Annotated in this window: 16 protein-coding genes; 10 read left to right on the forward strand and 6 right to left on the reverse strand. The window is 69.4% G+C overall.

Annotation, left to right across the window (positions count from 1 at the left end):
• Positions 1-111: 111 nt before the first annotated feature.
• The 5 genes from GQQ93_RS08495 to GQQ93_RS08515 are packed head-to-tail and all read left to right on the forward strand — an operon-like array spanning position 112 to position 7027.
• Positions 112-1818 carry an amidohydrolase gene (locus GQQ93_RS08495; RefSeq protein ID WP_157423792.1) on the forward strand — a complete coding sequence of 569 codons (1707 nt, stop codon included), beginning with the start codon at positions 112-114 and terminating at the stop codon, positions 1816-1818.
• A gap of 20 nt (positions 1819-1838) precedes the next feature.
• Positions 1839-3485 (forward strand): ABC transporter substrate-binding protein, encoded by a 1647-nt coding sequence (locus tag GQQ93_RS08500; RefSeq protein ID WP_157423793.1) that lies wholly within the window; start codon positions 1839-1841, stop codon positions 3483-3485.
• Complete coding sequence (locus GQQ93_RS08505; protein WP_157423794.1) at positions 3472-4509, forward strand: ABC transporter permease; 1038 nt, start codon at positions 3472-3474, stop codon at positions 4507-4509. Before GQQ93_RS08500 ends, GQQ93_RS08505 begins: the two co-directional genes overlap by 14 nt.
• The gene (locus GQQ93_RS08510) at positions 4506-5372 is read left to right on the forward strand and encodes an ABC transporter permease (RefSeq protein ID WP_157423795.1); all 867 of its coding nucleotides are present in this window, start codon (positions 4506-4508) and stop codon (positions 5370-5372) included. The genes GQQ93_RS08505 and GQQ93_RS08510 overlap by 4 nt, the downstream gene beginning before the upstream one ends.
• A complete protein-coding gene (locus GQQ93_RS08515; RefSeq protein WP_157423796.1) occupies positions 5369-7027 on the forward strand; it encodes a dipeptide ABC transporter ATP-binding protein in 1659 nt (552 codons plus the stop codon). Before GQQ93_RS08510 ends, GQQ93_RS08515 begins: the two co-directional genes overlap by 4 nt.
• Before the next feature lie 91 nt (positions 7028-7118).
• Here GQQ93_RS08515 and GQQ93_RS08520 read toward each other — a convergent pair whose 3' ends face one another.
• Complete coding sequence (locus tag GQQ93_RS08520) at positions 7119-7631, reverse strand: hypothetical protein (protein ID WP_157423797.1); 513 nt, start codon at positions 7629-7631, stop codon at positions 7119-7121.
• A gap of 119 nt (positions 7632-7750) precedes the next feature.
• Between GQQ93_RS08520 and GQQ93_RS08525 the strand changes: the two genes are divergently transcribed.
• Together GQQ93_RS08525 and GQQ93_RS08530 are read left to right on the forward strand one after the other, a co-directional pair.
• Positions 7751-8290 (forward strand): peptidylprolyl isomerase, encoded by a 540-nt coding sequence (locus GQQ93_RS08525; RefSeq protein ID WP_157423798.1) that lies wholly within the window; start codon positions 7751-7753, stop codon positions 8288-8290.
• Between the two features lie 130 nt (positions 8291-8420).
• Positions 8421-9173 (forward strand): rhomboid family intramembrane serine protease, encoded by a 753-nt coding sequence (locus GQQ93_RS08530; protein ID WP_246192203.1) that lies wholly within the window; start codon positions 8421-8423, stop codon positions 9171-9173.
• 220 nt (positions 9174-9393) lie between these two features.
• On the opposite strand, the gene GQQ93_RS08535 is transcribed toward GQQ93_RS08530, so the two are convergent.
• Positions 9394-9636, reverse strand: coding sequence for a cell division protein CrgA (locus tag GQQ93_RS08535; RefSeq protein WP_157423800.1), 243 nt, complete (start codon positions 9634-9636; stop codon positions 9394-9396).
• Between the two features lie 71 nt (positions 9637-9707).
• Between GQQ93_RS08535 and GQQ93_RS08540 the strand changes: the two genes are divergently transcribed.
• Genes GQQ93_RS08540 through GQQ93_RS08550 form a run of 3 tightly spaced genes read left to right on the forward strand, consistent with a single transcriptional unit; the run spans position 9708 to position 11324 of the window.
• On the forward strand, positions 9708-10526 hold the full coding sequence (locus tag GQQ93_RS08540) for a class E sortase (protein WP_170296157.1): 819 nt from the start codon (positions 9708-9710) through the stop codon (positions 10524-10526).
• Complete coding sequence (locus GQQ93_RS08545; RefSeq protein WP_157423802.1) at positions 10519-10686, forward strand: hypothetical protein; 168 nt, start codon at positions 10519-10521, stop codon at positions 10684-10686. The genes GQQ93_RS08540 and GQQ93_RS08545 overlap by 8 nt, the downstream gene beginning before the upstream one ends.
• Positions 10683-11324 (forward strand): anthranilate synthase component II, encoded by a 642-nt coding sequence (locus GQQ93_RS08550; protein ID WP_157423803.1) that lies wholly within the window; start codon positions 10683-10685, stop codon positions 11322-11324. Before GQQ93_RS08545 ends, GQQ93_RS08550 begins: the two co-directional genes overlap by 4 nt.
• A gap of 126 nt (positions 11325-11450) precedes the next feature.
• On the opposite strand, the gene pknB is transcribed toward GQQ93_RS08550, so the two are convergent.
• From pknB to GQQ93_RS08570, 4 genes are all read right to left on the reverse strand, one after another.
• Entirely contained in the window at positions 11451-13163 is a 1713-nt protein-coding gene (gene pknB / locus GQQ93_RS08555) for a Stk1 family PASTA domain-containing Ser/Thr kinase (protein WP_157423804.1), read from the reverse strand.
• 70 nt (positions 13164-13233) lie between these two features.
• Positions 13234-14931 (reverse strand): protein kinase domain-containing protein, encoded by a 1698-nt coding sequence (locus GQQ93_RS08560; protein WP_157423805.1) that lies wholly within the window; start codon positions 14929-14931, stop codon positions 13234-13236.
• On the reverse strand, positions 14928-16382 hold the full coding sequence (locus tag GQQ93_RS08565) for a peptidoglycan D,D-transpeptidase FtsI family protein (RefSeq protein WP_157423806.1): 1455 nt from the start codon (positions 16380-16382) through the stop codon (positions 14928-14930). The genes GQQ93_RS08560 and GQQ93_RS08565 overlap by 4 nt, the downstream gene beginning before the upstream one ends.
• A complete protein-coding gene (locus GQQ93_RS08570) occupies positions 16379-17785 on the reverse strand; it encodes an FtsW/RodA/SpoVE family cell cycle protein (RefSeq protein WP_246192230.1) in 1407 nt (468 codons plus the stop codon). The genes GQQ93_RS08565 and GQQ93_RS08570 overlap by 4 nt, the downstream gene beginning before the upstream one ends.
• Positions 17786-17802 lie beyond the last annotated feature (17 nt).

The following is a 17802-nucleotide window of genomic DNA, read 5'->3' on the forward strand; positions in this document are numbered from 1 at the left end:
GACCTCGCAGGCGCGGCAGCCGGATCAGCATAACAATCGGATCAAGGGTGATGTCAACGCCGTTGACATCACCTCGGGTGCGGGCTAACGTCGCCTCGTCCGACCCATTCGATGAGGAAACGAGGAGCCGACGTGCCAGCTGATGCGGTGTTCACCGGGGGAGCAGTCTTCACAGGGACGGGGCAGCCCTTGCAGGGTCGTGCCGTCGTGGTGACGGGCGGCGTCATCACCGCGATCGTGGACGAGGCGGAGGCATCCGCCTTCATCGATGACGACACGCGAGTGGTCGAGCTCGGCGGCGCCCTGCTCAGCCCCGGCTTCCAGGACGCGCACATCCACCCCGTCGGCGGCGGCGTCGAGCTGCTGCAGTGCAACCTCACCGAAGCGGGCGACGCCGACGAGGCCGTTGCGATGATCGCGGCCTACGCCGCGGCGAACCCCGACGAGCCGTGGATCCTCGGGGGCGGCTGGTCGATGGATCACTTCCCGGGCGGCGCGCCCGTGCGCGCACTGCTCGACGCGGTCGTGCCCGACCGGCCGGTGCTGCTCGCGAGCCGCGACCACCACAGCGCCTGGGCGAACACCGCGGCGATGCGGATCGCCGGCATCGACGCAGACACCCCCGACCCCGAAGACGGCCGCATCGAACGCGAGAGCGACGGACACCCTGCCGGCACCTTCCACGAAGGTGCCGCGGAGCTCTTCGCCGAGGTGCGGCCCTCGAACGACCCCGAACTCGTCTACCGAGGACTCCTCCGCGCGCAGGAGGAGCTCATCGCCCTCGGCATCACGGGATGGCAGGACGCCCTCATCGGCTCCGCCGCGGGCGTGCCCGACGCGTACGCTGCGTACCTCCGTGCGCTCGACGAGGGCGCCCTCAAGGTGCACGTCGTCGGAGCGCAGTGGTGGGAGCGCTCGGGCGGCCTCGAGCAGGTCGCCGAGATGGTGCGACGCCGCGAGGAACTGCGCGCCCTCGGCCACGGCGACCGGTTCACCCTCGGCGCCACGAAGATCATGGTCGACGGCGTCGCCGAGAACCAGACGGCGGCGATGCTGACGCCCTACCGCGACGCGCACGGCCACGACACGCACAACCACGGGCTCTCGTTCGTCGATCCGGCGATGCTCGCCGAAGCGGTCACGGCGCTCGACGCCGAGGGTCAGCAGGTGCACATGCACGCGCTCGGCGATCGTGCCGTGCGCGAGGCGCTCGACGCCGTCGCGGCCGCCCGCGCCGCGAACGGGCCGAGCGATGCGCGCCACCACCTCGCGCACCTCCAGATCGTCGCCGAAGCCGAGACGGCGCGGTTCGCGGCGCTCGACGCGGTCGCGAACCTGCAGATGCTGTGGGCCACCCACGAGGACCAGATCGACGAGCTGACCCTGCCGTTCCTGCAGGACGGCCAGGAGGCGCGGCAGTACCCGTTCGGCGATCTCGTCCGCGACGGCGCGCGACTCGCGGCCGGCAGCGACTGGCCCGTCTCGACGGCCGACCCGATCGCCGCGATCCACATCGCGGTCACCCGCGTCGCGCCCGGCGTCGACGCGGGCCCGCTCGGAGGCGCGCAGCAGTGCCTCGAGCTCGCCACGGCGCTGGCCGCCTACACCTCCGGCACCGCCTACGTGAACCACCGCGATCACGACACCGGGTACATCCGCGAGGGGTACCTCGCGAACCTCGTCGTGCTCGAACCCGATCCCTTCACCGTTCCCGCCGAGGAGATCCATCGCACGACGGTCGCCTCGACGTGGATCGAGGGTGAAGCGGCCTACCACCGCGACGCCCTGCCCAGCACCGTCCCGTCCCTCACCGCCTGACCCCTGAGGAGAACACCCGCATGTCCAACCTCCGCACCCCCGCCGGCCGGCGCAACGTCGCGCTCGTCGCCGGAGGCGTCGCCGCGTTGCTCGCGCTCACCGGCTGCACCTCCGATCCTGCAGCCGACGAGCCGGCCAGCGCGGAATGGGAGCTCTCGACCGAGACCCCCGCGCCGTCCGGCGACATCGACTCGTACAGCTGGGTGAGCTACGCCGAGCCGTACTCGCTCGACTACGCCTACGCCTTCGACTACGCCGACAACCAGGTGCTCGCGAACGTCTGCGAGTCCCTGCTCCGGCTCAACCCCGACTACTCGCTCAGCCCTGGACTCGCCGAGTCCTTCGAGCAGACGAGCCCGACCACGTGGGTCTACACGCTCCGCGACGGCGTCACCTTCCACGACGGCACGCCGCTCACGGCCGCCGACGCCGTGGCGTCCATGAGCCGCCACCTCGATCCCGCAGTCGGCTCGTCGTGGTTCTCGGTGTACCAGAACGTCGCCTCGATCGAGCAGACCGGCGACCTCGAGGTCACCGTCACCACGACGATCCCCGATTCCCAGTTCAACCAGGGCATGGGCGGCTCGGCCGGAGTCATCGAGTCGGCGGCGACGCTCGCCGAGAAGGGCGCCGACTACGGCAACTCGACCGGCCTCGTGAACTGCACCGGCCCGTTCGAGCTCACCGAGTGGAAGTCGGGCGAGTCGGTCACCCTCACCCGCTACGACGACTACTGGGACGACGAGCTCGCCGCCAAGTCGGGCGAGGTGAAGTTCGTCTTCATGGGCGACTCGACCGCCCGCGTGAACGCGCTGAAGTCGGGCGACGTCGACGGCGGCTGGATGCTTCCCGTCGACGGGATCGCCCAGCTCCAGCAGACCAGCGGCGACGTGTACTTCGGACTCAGCACCGCCGTCTCGAGCCTCATCGTGTCGAACCTCGACGGTCCGCTCGGCGACGTGCGGGTGCGCCAGGCGCTGCTCATGGCGCTCGACCGCGAGGGCATCCTCGACGCGGCGGCGAAGGGCTTCGGCGAGGTGACGAACGCGCTCACCACCGAATCGGTCTGGGGCGCCGCGAGCGACGCGACCCGCGAGGAGGCCTTCGGCGGCCTCGCGGACTACCCCTACGACGTCGAGGCCGCGAAGCAGCTCGTCGAGGAGGCAGGCGCGACCGGCCAGAAGATCGTCATCAAGACGGCGCCGATCGGCAACGACTTCGCCGTGATCTCGCAGGCGACCGTCGCGGCGGCCCAGTCGATCGGGCTCGAGGCCGAGATCGAGACGGTCACGCCGAGTGCGTACACGGCGCTCTTCAGCGACCCGAGCGCACGCGAGGGCGTCGACCTCTTCTACACCGTCTGGTACCTCTCGAGCCCCGACCCGCTCGAGATGTACGGCGTGCTGCGCACCGGCGAGTTCAGCAACTACGGCGAATGGTCGAACCCCGAGTTCGACGCGATCGCGGACGAGGCGGTCGGCATCGTCGACCCCGACGAGCGCGCGCAGAAGTCGGCAGAGCTCCAGCACATCGCGAACGAGGAGCTGCCGTGGCTGCCCCTGTTCACCGGCCCGACGACGCTCTTCCTCGGTGAGCGCATCACCGGCGTCGCACCTTCGATCAACTACCTCTACTACCCCTGGGCGGCCACCATTGGCGCTCGATAGTTCCACGGTCGCGGTCGCCGCTCAGAATGCGGCGGCCGCGAACCCGCGGTTCGGCGGCCGGTTCACGGCCGCCGGACTCCGGCGGGTCGCCGGCAAGCTCGGCAGCCTCGTCCTGACGCTCTTCCTGGCATCCCTGCTCGTCTTCTTCTCGCGCTTCCTCGTGCCGGGCGACCCGGTCACCTTCCTGCTGCGGGGCCGCAAGCCGAGCCCCGAGGCGATCGCCCAGGTGACCGAGCAGTACGGCCTCGACCTGCCGCCGTGGCAGCAGTACCTGAACTGGCTCGTCGGCGCGGTGCAGGGCGACTTCGGCCGTTCGCTGCAGTACCGGCAGGACGTCTCGACGGTGCTCGGCGAACGACTGCCGGTCACCCTGATGCTCGTCGTGATGGCAGGCCTCCTCATCGCGATCGTCGGCCTCTCCGCCGGCATCGTCGCCGCACTCAACCGGGGCAAGGCGCTCGACCGCTTCACCCTCATCGGCCTGACGATGCTCAGCGCAGTCCCGTCGTTCGTCGGTTCGATCGTGCTCATCGCGATCTTCGCGGTGCAGCTCGGCTGGTTCCCGACCTTCGGTTCGGGCGAGGGCTTCGGCGACATGGTCTACCACCTCGTGCTGCCGTCGATCGCGCTCGCGATCGTGTTCGTCGTGCTCGTCGGCAAGGTCACCCGATCCTCGATGGTCGAGCAACTCGACCGCGAGCACGTCGAGGTGGCGATCAGCCGCGGACTCAAGCGGGGCACCGTGATCCGCCGCCACGTGTTCCGCAACGCGCTCGGCCCGATCCTCACCGTGAGCGGCATCCTCGTCGCCGGTCTGCTCGTGGCCTCGACGATCGTCGAGGCCGCCTTCGGACTCGCGGGCATGGGCTCGCTGCTCGTGCAATCGGTCGACCGGCTCGACTTCCCGGTGGTGCAGGCGATCGTCATGTTCGTCGTCACCGCCTTCGTCGTCGTCAACGCGATCATCGACATCGCCGAACCCTGGATCGACCCCCGATCCGCCGCTGGAGCTGCTGCCAGATGACCACCCCGACCCCCACCCTCGCCGTCGAGGTCATGCGGGCGCCGCGCCTGCGGCCCGCGGGCATCACCTTCGGCATCGCCCTCGGCATCGTCTCGGTGATGACGCTCGCTGCGATCTTCGCCCCCTTCATCGCGCCGTACCCGCCCGACCAGCTCGACTTCGCCGCGGTGAACGCCGGGCCGAGCGCCGCCCATTGGCTCGGCACCGACGCACTCGGTCGCGACCTCCTGTCGCGACTGATCTACGGCGCGCGCACCGCCCTCCTCGGTCCGCTCCTCGTCGTGATCGGCTCGACGATCATCGGCATGCTGCTCGGCCTGCTCGCGGGCTGGCGCGGGGGATGGATCGACTCGGTGCTCGGTCGCGTCTTCGACGTGCTGTTCGCCTTCCCGTCGCTCCTCCTCGCGATCATGGCCGTCGCGCTCTTCGGCAAGGGGCTCATCGCGCCGGTGATCGCCATGAGCATCGCCTACGCGCCGTTCGTCGCACGCCTGACCCGGGCGCTCGTGAAAGCCGAGCGCACGCGGCCGTACGTCTCGGCGTACCGGGTGCAGGGCTTCAGCGGTCCGTGGATCGCCCTCCGGCGGGTGCTGCCGAACGTGACGCCGATCGTCGGCGCGCAGTCGACGCTGAACTTCGGCTACGTGCTCGCCGAACTCGCCGGCCTCTCGTTCCTCGGCCTCGGCGTGCAGCCGCCGACGCCCGACTGGGGTGCCATGATCAACGAGGCCCAGCCCGGCATCGTCGGGGGCTTCTTCCTGCCGGCCATCGTTCCCGCCGTCGCGGTCGTGCTCGTGGTCGTCGCCGTCAACATCATCGGAGAAGAACTCTCCGAGCGCATCGGAGGGGAGATCCCCGCATGAGCCTGCTCGACATCTCGGAGCTCACGCTCGACCTGCCGAACGGCACGCGCCTGCTCGACGGCATCTCGCTCTCAGTGGACGCGGGGGAGACCGTCGGCCTCGTCGGCGAGTCGGGTTCGGGCAAGTCGCTCACCGCGCGGTCCGTGCTGGGCCTCACGCCCGACGGGGCCCGGCTCGGCGGCCGCGTCGAGCTCGACGGACGCGAGGTGATCGGTGCGAGCGCCGCCGGCATCCTCGATCTGCGTCGCCACGCGGCATCCATGATCTTCCAGGACCCCAGAGCGGGCATCAATCCGATGCGAACGCTCGGGGACCACATGACCGAGACGCTGCGACTCTGCGAGGGCCGGTCGAAGGCCGACGCGACGGCCCGCGCCGCCGAGCTGCTCGCCTCGGTGCAGCTGCCCCGCCCGGAGGAGCACCTGAAGCAGTACCCGCACGAGTTCTCGGGCGGCATGCTGCAGCGCGTCATGATCGCCGGCGCCCTGACGAGCTCGCCCAAGCTGCTCATCTGCGACGAGCCCACCACGGCGCTCGACGTCACCACGCAGGCCGAGATCATCCGGGTGCTCATCGAGCAGCGTTCGAGCCGCGGCATGGGCATGCTCTTCATCACGCACGACCTCAACCTGGCGGCCTCGATCTGCGACCGGGTCGTCGTGATGAGCGCGGGACGAGTGGAGGAGACGGGTGACGCGCGCCGCGTCTTCAGCGCCCCGCAGGGCGAGTACACGAAGCGCCTCGTCGCGGCGACGCCGACGATCGCGGCCGCCACCGGCGCCACCGGCGTCGACGTGATCGATGTGCGCGCGGTGCCGAGCATCGAGACCGAGCGCTCCGACGCGGAGCCGATGCTCGCGGCGAACGGCATCTCGAAGACGTACCACCTGCGCGGCAAGACCGAGGTCAACGCGGTCGTCGACGCTTCGATCTCGATCGCGCGCGGCGGCGCCCTCGCAGTCGTGGGGGAGTCGGGCTCGGGCAAGTCGACGCTCGCTCGCATGATCGTCGGCCTCGAACAGGCGGATGCCGGAGACATCCGCATCGCCGGCCGCGAACGCACCGAGATCCCGCGCGGACGCGCGGCGCGTCTCGCCCACGCGCGCAGCGTCCAGATGGTGTTCCAGGATCCGTACCTCTCGCTCGATCCGCGCATGACGGCGGGTCGTTCGATCGAGGATGCGCTGCGACTGCATACGAAGCTCTCGACGTCCGACGCGCGAGCCCGTGTGCTGGCCCTCCTCGAGCAGGTCGGCCTCGGTGAGAAGCACGCGCAGGCCCGCCCTCGAACGCTCTCGGGCGGTCAGCGGCAGCGCGTCGCGATCGCCAGGGCGCTCGCCATCGATCCCGATGTGCTCGTGATGGACGAGGCGACTAGTGCACTGGATGTCTCGGTGCAGGCGCAGGTGCTCGACGTGCTCGCCGAGATCCGTCGCGAACGCGGCCTGACCGTGCTCTTCATCAGCCACGACCTCGCCGTCGTGCGTCGGGTGTGCGAGGAGACGGTGGTGATGCGCCGCGGTCGGATCGTCGAGCGCGGGCGCACCGCGGCGCTCCTCGCGGCCCCGGAGCATCCGTACACGCAACTGCTCATCGACTCGGTGCCGCGGCCCGACTGGGCGGTCGACCCCGTCGCCGACCAGAAGTCCGCCTGACCGGGCCGCGGCGAATCCTCGCGGCGCGCTGCAGCGGAAACACGGAACGGCCCCGCACCTGCGGGGCCGTTCTGCGTACTCCTCCGTCGACTCAGACGGTCGTCGTGCCGTTCGGCTCGTCGTCGGCGACCCACAGTTCGTCGTCGGCGCGGAACGTCTGCCAGACGGCGTAGGCGACCCCGGCCGCGGCGATGATGCCGGCCCCGATCGCGAGGTAGGTGCCGACGCCGGGGCCCTGCTTCTTCTCGACGACGGCGACGGCGCGCGGCGAGACGCGCTCGACCGCGCGGCGCACGCGCGCGTCGTTGGCGATGTCGCCGATCGAGAGGATCGAGCCGAGCACATTGCCGAGCCCCTGCTCGACGTTGTCGCCGGCGACCTTCGCGGCCTGACCGACGCGCGCGACGCCCGGCCGGACATAGCTCTCGTAGCCCGTGCGGACCCTCGGCACGACTTCTTCACGCGTGAGGTGCCCCAACTGACGACTGGCCTCCCGTGCGACGGCATTCGCGTGCTCGAGCACGATCTGCTGGTTCCCCCAGAGGTCCTCCGCGCTGCTCTGCAGTCGCTTGAGTTCCTTCCGACGCTTGCGTGACAGGCTCATCTCGACCTCCATCGTTGTGCAGCGAACTCCTCCATCTTGCCACCGAACCGGCTGGAAGCGAGGTGAGAGTCTCATTCCGGCATGCCGCCTTGCGAATCCGTGCATGACAGAATATGAGGATGCCGATTCACACCGCAGTCGCGACGCTCAACACCAACCACGGCCCCATCAAGGTCGACCTCTACGGCGACCACGCACCGAAGACCGTCAAGAACTTCGTGGGCCTCGCCACGGGCGAGATCGAGTGGACGCACCCCGCCACCGGCCAGAAGACCACCGACCCGCTGTACGACGGCGTCATCTTCCACCGCATCATCCCCGGCTTCATGATCCAGGGCGGCGACCCGCTCGGCCAGGGCATCGGCGGCCCCGGCTACCAGTTCGACGACGAGATCAACCCCGAGCTCGACTTCACCGAGCCCTACGTGCTCGCCATGGCCAACGCGGGCATCCAGATGGGTCGCGGCACCAACGGCTCGCAGTTCTTCATCACGGTCGGCCCCACCACCTGGCTGCAGGGCAAGCACTCCATCTTCGGCAAGGTCACGGATGCCGAGAGCCAGGCGGTCGTCGACAAGCTCGCCACCGTGGCGACCGACGGCCGCGACAAGCCGCTCGAGGACATCGTCATCGAGAGCATCACCGTCGAGCAGGTCTGACCGAGCGGTGAGCACGGTTCCTTCAGCCGGTGCCGGTCCGGCTGATCGGTCGAACTTCTGCTATCGGCACCCCGATCGGCAGAGTTTCGTGCTGTGCCAGCGCTGCGGGCGCACCATCTGCCCCGAGTGCATGACGCAGGCGGCGGTCGGCGTCATCTGCCCCGAGTGCATGCGCGAGCAGCGCGCGAGCGCCCCCCGCACCAAGCCGGCCGTGCTCACGCGAGTGCGCTCGGCGGCGGGGCGCGGGGCCCCGGTCGTGACGTATTCGCTGATCGGCATCACGCTCGCGGTGTTCGTGCTGCAGCTGATCCCGGGGCTCGCGATCACCGATCGCCTGCTGTACGCCGGCGTCTACTCGATCCCGGGCAACCTCGAGCCGTGGCGCATGATCACCTCGGTGTTCGTGCACTCGACCGGGCTCATCTTCCACGTGCTGCTCAACATGTACACGCTGTGGATCTTCGGCCAGCTGCTCGAGGGCCTGCTCGGACGCTGGCGGTTCCTCGCGCTGTACCTGATCTCGGGCCTCGGTGGTTCGGTCGGCGTGCTCTGGCTCTCCGACCCGCGCGTCGGCGTCGTCGGGGCATCCGGTGCCATCTTCGGCCTGATGGGCGCGTTCCTCGTGATCCAGCGCCGTCTCGGCGGCCAGACCACGCAGTTGTTCGTGCTGCTCGGCATCAACCTCGTGATCGGCTTCGTGCCGGGGTTCAACGTCGCGTGGCAGGCGCACCTCGGCGGGCTCGTGACCGGCGCGCTCATCGGACTGATCTTCGTCGAGACGCGCAAGCGCTCGCAGCAGGCGCTGCAGGTCTGGCTGCTCGTGGGCGTGGTCGCCGTGCTCCTCGTGCTCAGCCTGCGGTACTTCTTCTTCCCGGTCTTCTGAGGGCGGGGCGAGGCGCTCCGCCCGCACGGGCACTTATCCACAGCACTGTCCACAGCTGTTGAGAGTTACACCGGTGTTATTCCCGAGATCCCAGTAATCACGCGGAATTCCACTTGTGCACAACTGTGGAGAACTGTGGAGAAGCTTGTGGATGGGGTCCGGAGGCATACAGAAAGGGCGGATGCCGAAGCATCCGCCCTTCGCGTGTCGAGCGCCGGCGTCAGCGCCAGCGAGTGGTCATGAGGAAGCCGACGAAGGCGATGCCGAAGCCGATCAGGATGTTCCACGAGCCGAGGTCGGCGATGGGGTAGCGGCCCTGGCTGATGTAGAAGACCAGGATCCACGCGAGTCCGAGCAGCATGAAGCCGAACATGACGGGCTTGAACCAGACGGGGTTCGGCGCCTCTTCGCCGCTCGCTGCGACTTCAGCGCGCGCCGGCTTCGATGATTTCGTACGTGCCATGCCCGCGATTCTATCCGAGGCTGCCGTGCGCTCACAGCGAGAAGTCGTTTCGGCCGAATAGAATCGCCCCTATGTCCGAGTCGCTGCCCGACGGCCGGCGCGCGCGTCGTGCCGCCGAGGAAGCCCCCCGCACGCGCCCGAAGCCGCGCGTGAGCGTGGTCGGCGTCCTCGGCGAACTGCTGCTGACCGCGGGCGTGCTCATCCTGCTGTTCCTCGGCTGGCAGTTGTGGTGGAACGACGCGATCATGGCCGGGCAGCAGTCGCAGGCGGCCTCGGCGCTGAGCGACGACTGGGCCGCGCAGGATCGCGGTGCCCGCGGCGACACCCCGCCGCCCGCGCCCGAAGACGCGGGTGAGCCCGTCGTCGACACCACCGAGTACGCGAACGCCGAGCCGTTCGCCGTGATGTACGTGCCGCGCTTCGATACTCCCGGCACGCACGACTCGGTGCGCAACATCGCCGAGGGCTACGGCCTCGACGTGCTCAACAGCTTCGAGCTCGGCGTGGGCCACTACCCGGGCACCCAGATGCCCGGCGAGGTCGGCAACTTCGCGATCGCCGCGCACCGCAGCGCCTACGGCGGCGGCATGCACGAGATCGAGCAGCTCCAGCTCGGCGACGCGATCTACATCCAGACGAAGGACGGCTGGTACACGTACCGCTTCCGCGACTTCGAGTACGTGACGCCGGCGACGACCGAGGTGCTCTCGCCCGTGCCGCACCACCCCGAGCTCCAGCCGACCGACCGCATCATCACGCTCACGAGCTGCAACCCGCTCTACTCGACCGACGAGCGCATCATCGCGTACGGGGTGCTCGAGTCGTGGCAGCCCGGGGCCGCGAACCCGCCCGCCGAGATCGCCTCGGTCGTCGCAGAATGGGGTGACTGAGATGTACGGCGCACTCTGGCGCATCCTTCCCGGCCCGGTGTGGCTACGAATCATCCTGCTGCTCGTGCTCATCGTCGCAGCCGTCTACGCGCTCTTCACGTGGGTGTTCCCGTGGGTCGACGCGCAGCTCAATCCGATCAACGTCACGGTGGAAGAATGACCCGCATCCTCGTCATCGACAATTACGACAGCTTCGTCTACACGCTGAACGGATACCTGCGCGAACTCGGTGCAGAGACCGACGTGGTGCGCAACGACGAGATCCCGGTCGACGAGGTCGCCGAGCGCATCGCGCAGTACGACGCCGTACTGATCTCGCCCGGCCCCGGCAAGCCCTCCGACGCGGGCGTCTCCATCCCCGTCGTCGAGGCGGCGCTCGCGAGCGGACAGCCGATCCTCGGCGTCTGCCTCGGACATCAGGCCATCGCCGAGGCGTTCGGCGCGGTCGTGACCAACGCCGAAGAGCTCATGCACGGCAAGACCTCGCGCATCGAGCACGACGGCAGCGCGTTCTACGACGGCGTGCCGCAGCCGTTCACCGCCACGAGGTATCACTCGCTGGCGGTGGTGGATGACACGGTGCCGCCCTCGCTCGTCGTGACGAGTCGCACGAGCGGCGGCGTGATCATGGGACTCCGGCACGAGTCGGCGCCGATCTTCGGTGTGCAGTTCCACCCCGAGTCGGTGCTCACCGAGGGCGGTTACCGCATGCTCGGCAACTGGCTCGCCGTCGCGGGGCTGCCCGAGGCGCGCGAGCGCGCCGAGCACCTGAGCCCGCTGGTCCGCGCGAACGCCTGACTTCGCACTGGGCGGCGCCTCTCGTAGTTCGGCCGATCTTCGCGCCTGCGCCTGCGCCGTCGCCGTCGCGGTGCGATGCCGCCGTGGTGAACCGCGGTCGCGCCGCGGCCCGAACCGTGCCCGGAGTCAGCCCGCGCAGTAGGTCAGCTCGACGTCGGAGCGCTGCGGAACGCCGCCGGGAGCGAGCGACTGCTGCGTGACGGGTGAACCGGGCGCCGTCGGGCACGAGGGGTCGGGCTTCGGGATCGGGTTCAGCTGCAGCTCGTCGGAGGTCAGGAAGTCGGATGCCGCGGACAGCGTCTGCCCGGTCAGGTCGGGCAGCGTGACCTGGCCGTTCGACAGCACGAATTCGACGGTCGAACCCTTCTCGACCGATGTTCCGCCCTCGGGCGAGGTCTGCATCACGGTGTCGGCCGCGACGCTCGGCGAGTTCTCGCGCATCTCTTTGCCGGCGACGAGGCCGGCGGCCTCGAGCGCGGCCTTGGCTTCGGTCAGCGACATGTTCACGGTGTCGGGTACCGTGACGGCCTCGCGCCCGGTCGAGATGTAGACCGAGATCGCGGTGTTCGCGTCGACGATCTCGCCTGCAGCGGGATCGGTGCGGACCACCTGATCGGCCGGCACCGTCTCGCTCGTCTCCTCGAGGCGGGTGGCGGGAAGCCCCAGCGACTGGAGCTCTTCGACGGCCTGCTCGTAGGTCATTCCGGTGAGTACCGGTACCTCGCGCGCATTCGACGGGAGGTCGTCCTTCGGCTGCAGGTTGAAGGCCCAGTACATCACTGCGATCACGATCACGACGACGGCGATGATGCCCGCCCAGATCCAGATCGCCGGCGGGCGTCGCTGCGTGCGCGACATCGTCTCGTCCTCGGTGAGCTGGCGCAGTGCGAGCTCCGAGCTCGAGAGCGACGCCGTCGGCGCGCCGAAGAGCATCGTGGCCTGGTCGGGTTCGCGGTGCACGGGCACCCGACCGGCCGCGGCGGTGTCGACGTCGGCACGGAACTCGACGGCCGTCTGGTAGCGCTGCTCGCGATCCTTCGTGAGCGCGTGCAGCACGACCGCGTCGAGTGCGGGAGACACCTTCGGATTGATGATGCTCGGCTTGACCGGTCGTTCGCTGACGTGCTGATAGGCGACGGCGACCGGGGTGTCGCCGCGGAACGGCGGACGCCCGGTGAGCATCTCGAAGAGCACGACGCCCGTCGAGTAGAGGTCGGTGCGCGCATCGACCGTCTCGCCCTTCGCCTGCTCGGGCGAGAAGTACGAGGCGGTGCCGAGAATCGCGGTCGTCTGGGCGACGGTCGTCGCCGAGTCGGAGACCGCACGTGCGATGCCGAAGTCCATCACCTTCACCTGGCCGGTGGTGGTGATCATGATGTTGCCCGGCTTGATGTCGCGGTGAACGACCCCGGCGCGGTGGGAGTACTCGAGCGCGGTCAGCACCCCGTCGATGACGCGCACGGCCGCCGCGGGCTCGAGCGGACCGTCGTGGATGATGTCCTTGAGAAGGCGCCCCTCGACGAACTCCATGACGATGAACGGCAGCTGCACCTCTTGGCCGGCCGAGTCGACCACGGTCTCCTCGCCGGCGTCGAACACGCGCACGATCGTCGGGTGCGCCATGCGCGCGGCCGACTGCGCCTCCTGGCGGAAGCGCATGCGGAACGCCGGGTCGGTCGCGAGCTGCGGCTTCAGCAGCTTGATCGCGACCTGGCGGCCGAGCCGGGTGTCGGTGCCGACGTGCACATCGGACATGCCTCCGCGACCGATGAGGGCGCCCACGCGATAACGTCCGGCGAGGACGCGTCCTTCATCGCTCACGGGGGCGGTTCCTTTCATTCGGTCGGAAGGTCGATGTTCTACTTCTGCAGTCGCGTTGCGGAGCGCTCGACGGGACGAGCGCCCACAGTCAATCGGTCGCGGGCCCCTCGATGATCGTCACCGTCGCGGCGGGCGACGTCGGGGAGTTCAGCTGACCGCAGAAGTACTGGTAGGTCACGTTGATCGTGTCACCGGGTGCCGCGTCGGCGTTCGTCGTGATCGTCACGTTCGTCGCGCCGGCGCCGAGCGGCGGTGCCGCCGCGGCGGGGCCGTCGACGTTCACCTGATATCCCGAGAGCGTCTGCCCGGCAGGGCACTGCGCAGCCGACCACTTCACCTCGAACGAGGCACCTGGAGCGACCTCGGCCGGTGTCACGGTCGGCGCCGAGCCCGGAGCAGCGGGCGTCTCGGGCGAGGCGTAGTACGTGATCGTCACTTCGCTGCCGATCGGAACCGGCCCGGTCGGGTTGACCTCGTACACGATGCCGGCCTGCGACGGGTCGGTCGCCGCATTGCCCTCGACCGCGTTCGCGACCATGTCGAGACCATCGAGCTTGGCGCGTGCGTCGTCGACCGACAGGCCGACGAAGTCGGCGCTGTTGATCTGTGCCGTCGTCGGTGCCTCGCTCGTCGGCGGAGGGGTCGTGGCGGTCTCAGATGGGGTCGACGGCGGCGTCGACGGGGTCGACGACTTGACCGGGTCCTTCTCGCCAGAGTTCAGCGCGATGGCGATGATGGTGCCGATCAGCACGATGGCGAGCAGCGCGATGAGCACGATCAGCGGCCACGTCCACGGGCTGCGCTTCTTCTTCTCGGGCTCGCCGTCCTCGCCGAGCTCCTCGCCGTCGGCGGCCGTCGGGAGGATCGTCGTGGCGGCGGTCGCGCCGGCCTGCGGCATGAGCATCGTCGCTGCGGTGAGACCGGCCGCACCGAGCACCGCCGGCACCGCCGCAGAGGCCGCCTGCACGTCGCCGCGTCGGAGCGCGGTCGCAGCACGGGCGAGGTGCGCCGCGGTCTGCGGCCGGTCGGCCGGGTTCTTCGCGATGCACGAGTAGACGAGGTTGCGCACCGGCTCGGAGACCGTGACCGGAAGATCGGGCGGCGTCTCGTTGATCTGCGCCATGGCGATGGCCACCTGCGACTCGCCCGTGAACGGGCGACGGCCGGCGAGGGCCTCGTAGGCGACGATGCCGAGCGAGTAGATGTCGGTCGTCGGCGACGCCGGGTGTCCGGAGGCCTGCTCGGGCGAGAGGTACTGCACCGTGCCCATGACCTGGCCGGTCGCGGTCAGCGGCACCTGGTCGGCGATGCGCGCGATGCCGAAGTCGGTGATCTTGACGCGTCCGTCTGGCGTGATCAGCAGGTTGCCGGGTTTGATGTCGCGGTGCACGAGGCCCGCCGCGTGCGCGGCCTGCAGGGCAGCAGCGGTCTGCGCCACGATGTCGAGGACCTTGTCGGTCGACAGCACGTGCTCGCGCTCGAGGATGGTCGAGAGCGCCTCGCCCGGAACGAGCTCCATCACGAGGTAGGCGCTGCCCTCCTCCTCGCCGTAGTCGAAGACGTTGGCGATGCCCTCGTGGTTGACGAGTGCGGCGTGACGGGCCTCGGCGCGGAAGCGCTCGAGGAAGCCCGGGTCGCCGAGGTACTCGTCCTTCAGGATCTTGATCGCGACCTGACGGCCGATGACGAGGTCGGTGGCCTGCCACACCTCGCCCATCCCGCCGATCGCGATGCGGGATTGCAGCTCGTAGCGCCCTCCGAAGGTGAGCCCTGCGCTCGGTCTCATTTGTTCAGCACCGCCTCTAGTACCTGCTTTGCGATGGGTGCGGCTATGAGATTGCCGTACCCCTCCTGACCAAGTCCCCCGCCATCCTCCACGAGCACCGTGATTGCATACTGAGGGTCGTCCGCGGGGGCGAACCCGGTGAACCACAAGGTATACGGGTCATCCTCGCCGTTCTCCGCGGTTCCGGTCTTCCCGGCCACGCTGACGCCGTCTATTCTTGCATTACTCGCGGCCCCGTTCTCGACGCCGTTGACCATCATCTGCACCATGGTGTCGGCCGTCGCCTCGCTGATCGCCCGACCGAACTCGCTCGGCTCGAACTCCTCCAGCGGGCGGAGGTCGGGCGCCGTGATCTGATCGACGAGGTCGGGGTTCATCACGATGCCGTCGTTCGCGATCGCGGCCGACACCATCGCCATCTGCAGCGGGGTCGCACGCACGTCGCCCTGGCCGAACGCCGTGAGCGCGGTCTGCGCGTCGTCGAGCCCCTGCGGGTAGGTGCTCGGCTCGGTCTCGGTGGGGATGAGGAACTCGCTGTCGAAGCCGAACTTCTCGGCCTGGTCGCGGATCGCGTTGTCGCCGAGTTCGATGCCGAGCTCGGCGAACGGGATGTTGCACGACAGTCGAAGCGCGTCGGCGAGGGTGACGGTCGCGCCGCCGCCGCAGGTGCCGCCGCCGGAGTTGCGCACGACCGAGGTCGACCCGGGAAGGGTGAACTCGCCGGGGTTCGGGAAGGTGGAATCGGGGGTGTACCGGCCCGACTCGAGGGCGGCGGCCGTGACGACGAGCTTGAAGACCGAGCCGGGCGGGTTCATGTCGCCGCCCGTCGCACGGTTGAACAGGGGGTCGCCCGGGTCGGCGAGGAGGCCCTCGTAGGTCGCCTGCACCTGCTCGCCGTCGTGCACGGTCATGGTGTTCGGGTCGAAGGTGGGCTTCGTGACCATCGCGAGGATCCGCCCGGTCTCGGGCTCGGTGACGATGACGGCGCCGGTGTAGTCGCCGAGCGCATCCCAGGCGGCCTGCTGCGCGACCGGGTCGATCGCCACCTCGACCGAGGCGCCGACCGGGTCCTGTCCGGAGATCAGGCGGTTCAGCTGGTCGAAGAACTGGCTCGACGACTGCCCGCTCAGGTAGTCGTTGAGCGAGCGCTCGAGGCCGGTCGCCTCGCCGTTGACCGGGATGTATCCGGTGACGGGCGCGTAGAGCGGGCCGTTCGAGTACGTGCGCTGGAAGCGGTAGAAGTCGTCGGTCGCCGTCGAGTAGGCGATGGGGTCGCCGTCGACGAGGATCGGTCCGCGCTCGACCGAGTAGCTCTCGTACAGCGTGCGCGAGTTGCGGGGGTCGGCGGCGAGGCTGTCGGCCTGCACGAACTGGATCAGCGTCGACGACACGAGGAGCGTCACGAACATGATCAGTGCGACGATCGAGACGCGCTTGAGCTCCCGGTTCATCCGTCGATCACCAGCCTCGGATGGTTGCGGACGGTGTCGGAGAGCCGCAGCAGCAGGGCGACGATGATCCAGTTGGCCACGAGCGAGGAACCGCCCGCCGCGAGGAACGGCGTCGTGAGGCCGGTCAGCGGGATGACCCGGGTCACGCCGCCGACGACGATGAACACCTGCAGGGCCACGACGAAGGCGAGGCCGACGCCGAGCAGCTTGCCGAAGTCGTCCTGGCCGGCGAAGCCGATGCGGAAGCCGCGCGCCACGAACAGCAGGTAGAGGGCGAGGATGGCGAAGATGCCGGCGAGGCCGAGCTCCTCGCCGAGGCTCGCGATGATGTAGTCGCTCTGCGGCACCGGCGTGAGGTCGGGGCGCCCCTGGCCCCACCCGGTGCCGATGAGTCCGCCGTTGGCGAGGCCGAACAGCCCCTGCACCAGCTGATAGCTGCCGCCCGGGTCGGCGTTGAAGCGCTCGTCGCTGAAGGGGGTGAGCCAGTTCGCGAAGCGGTTGCCGACGTAGTCGAGCGTCTGGCTCGCGATGATCGCGCCGGCGAGGAACAGCGAGAGTCCGAGCACGACCCACGAGAGCCGGCTCGTCGCGACGTAGAGCATCACGAGGAACAGGCCGAAGTAGAGCAGGGCCGTGCCGAGATCGCGCTGGAACACGATGACCGACATCGAGAGCGCCCACACGATGAGCAGCGGGCCGAGATCGCGGGCGCGGGGGAACTGCATGCCGAGGAACTTCTTGCCCACCATCGACAGGGAGTCGCGGTTGCGCACGAGGTATCCGGCGAAGAAGACCGCGAGGGCGATCTTCGCGATCTCACCGGGCTGGAAGGTCGCGATGTCGCCGAAGCCGATCCAGACCTGGGCGCCGCCGCGCGACTGCCCGAGCCCGGGGACGAGCGGCAGGATGAGCAGGATGATGGCGACGAGGCCCGCGAGGTAGGTGTAGCGGAAGAGCACCCGGTGGTTGCGGATGACGAAGATCGTCGCGATCGCGCAGATGATGGCGATCGCGCTCCACGCGATCTGACGCACCGCCGCGCTCTCCCAGCCGGCGTCGCCCTCGGCGATGTCGATGCGGTAGATCATCGCGATGCCGAGGCCGTTCAGCACCGTCGCGATCGGCAGCAGGAAGGGGTCGGCGTCGCGGGCGACGAAGCGCATCGCGATGTGCAGGCCGAACACGAGGACCGAGAGGCCCGCACCGAGGAGCACGAGCTGGGTGTCGATGCGGCCGAGGGCGCCGAGCTGCACGAGCACGATCGCCGAGGCGTTGATGAAGCACGCCACGATGAGCAGCCAGAACTCGAGATTGCGCAGCTTCTGGGGGATCCGGATGCGCCGGATGCCGCTCGGCGGCGTCGCAGGGCGCGCCGGAGCCCCGCCGTCGCCGGCGGTGGTCACGCGACCCGTCGCGGCGT

Source organism: Agromyces lapidis (assembly GCF_009749405.1).
Classification (GTDB): domain Bacteria; phylum Actinomycetota; class Actinomycetes; order Actinomycetales; family Microbacteriaceae; genus Agromyces; species Agromyces lapidis.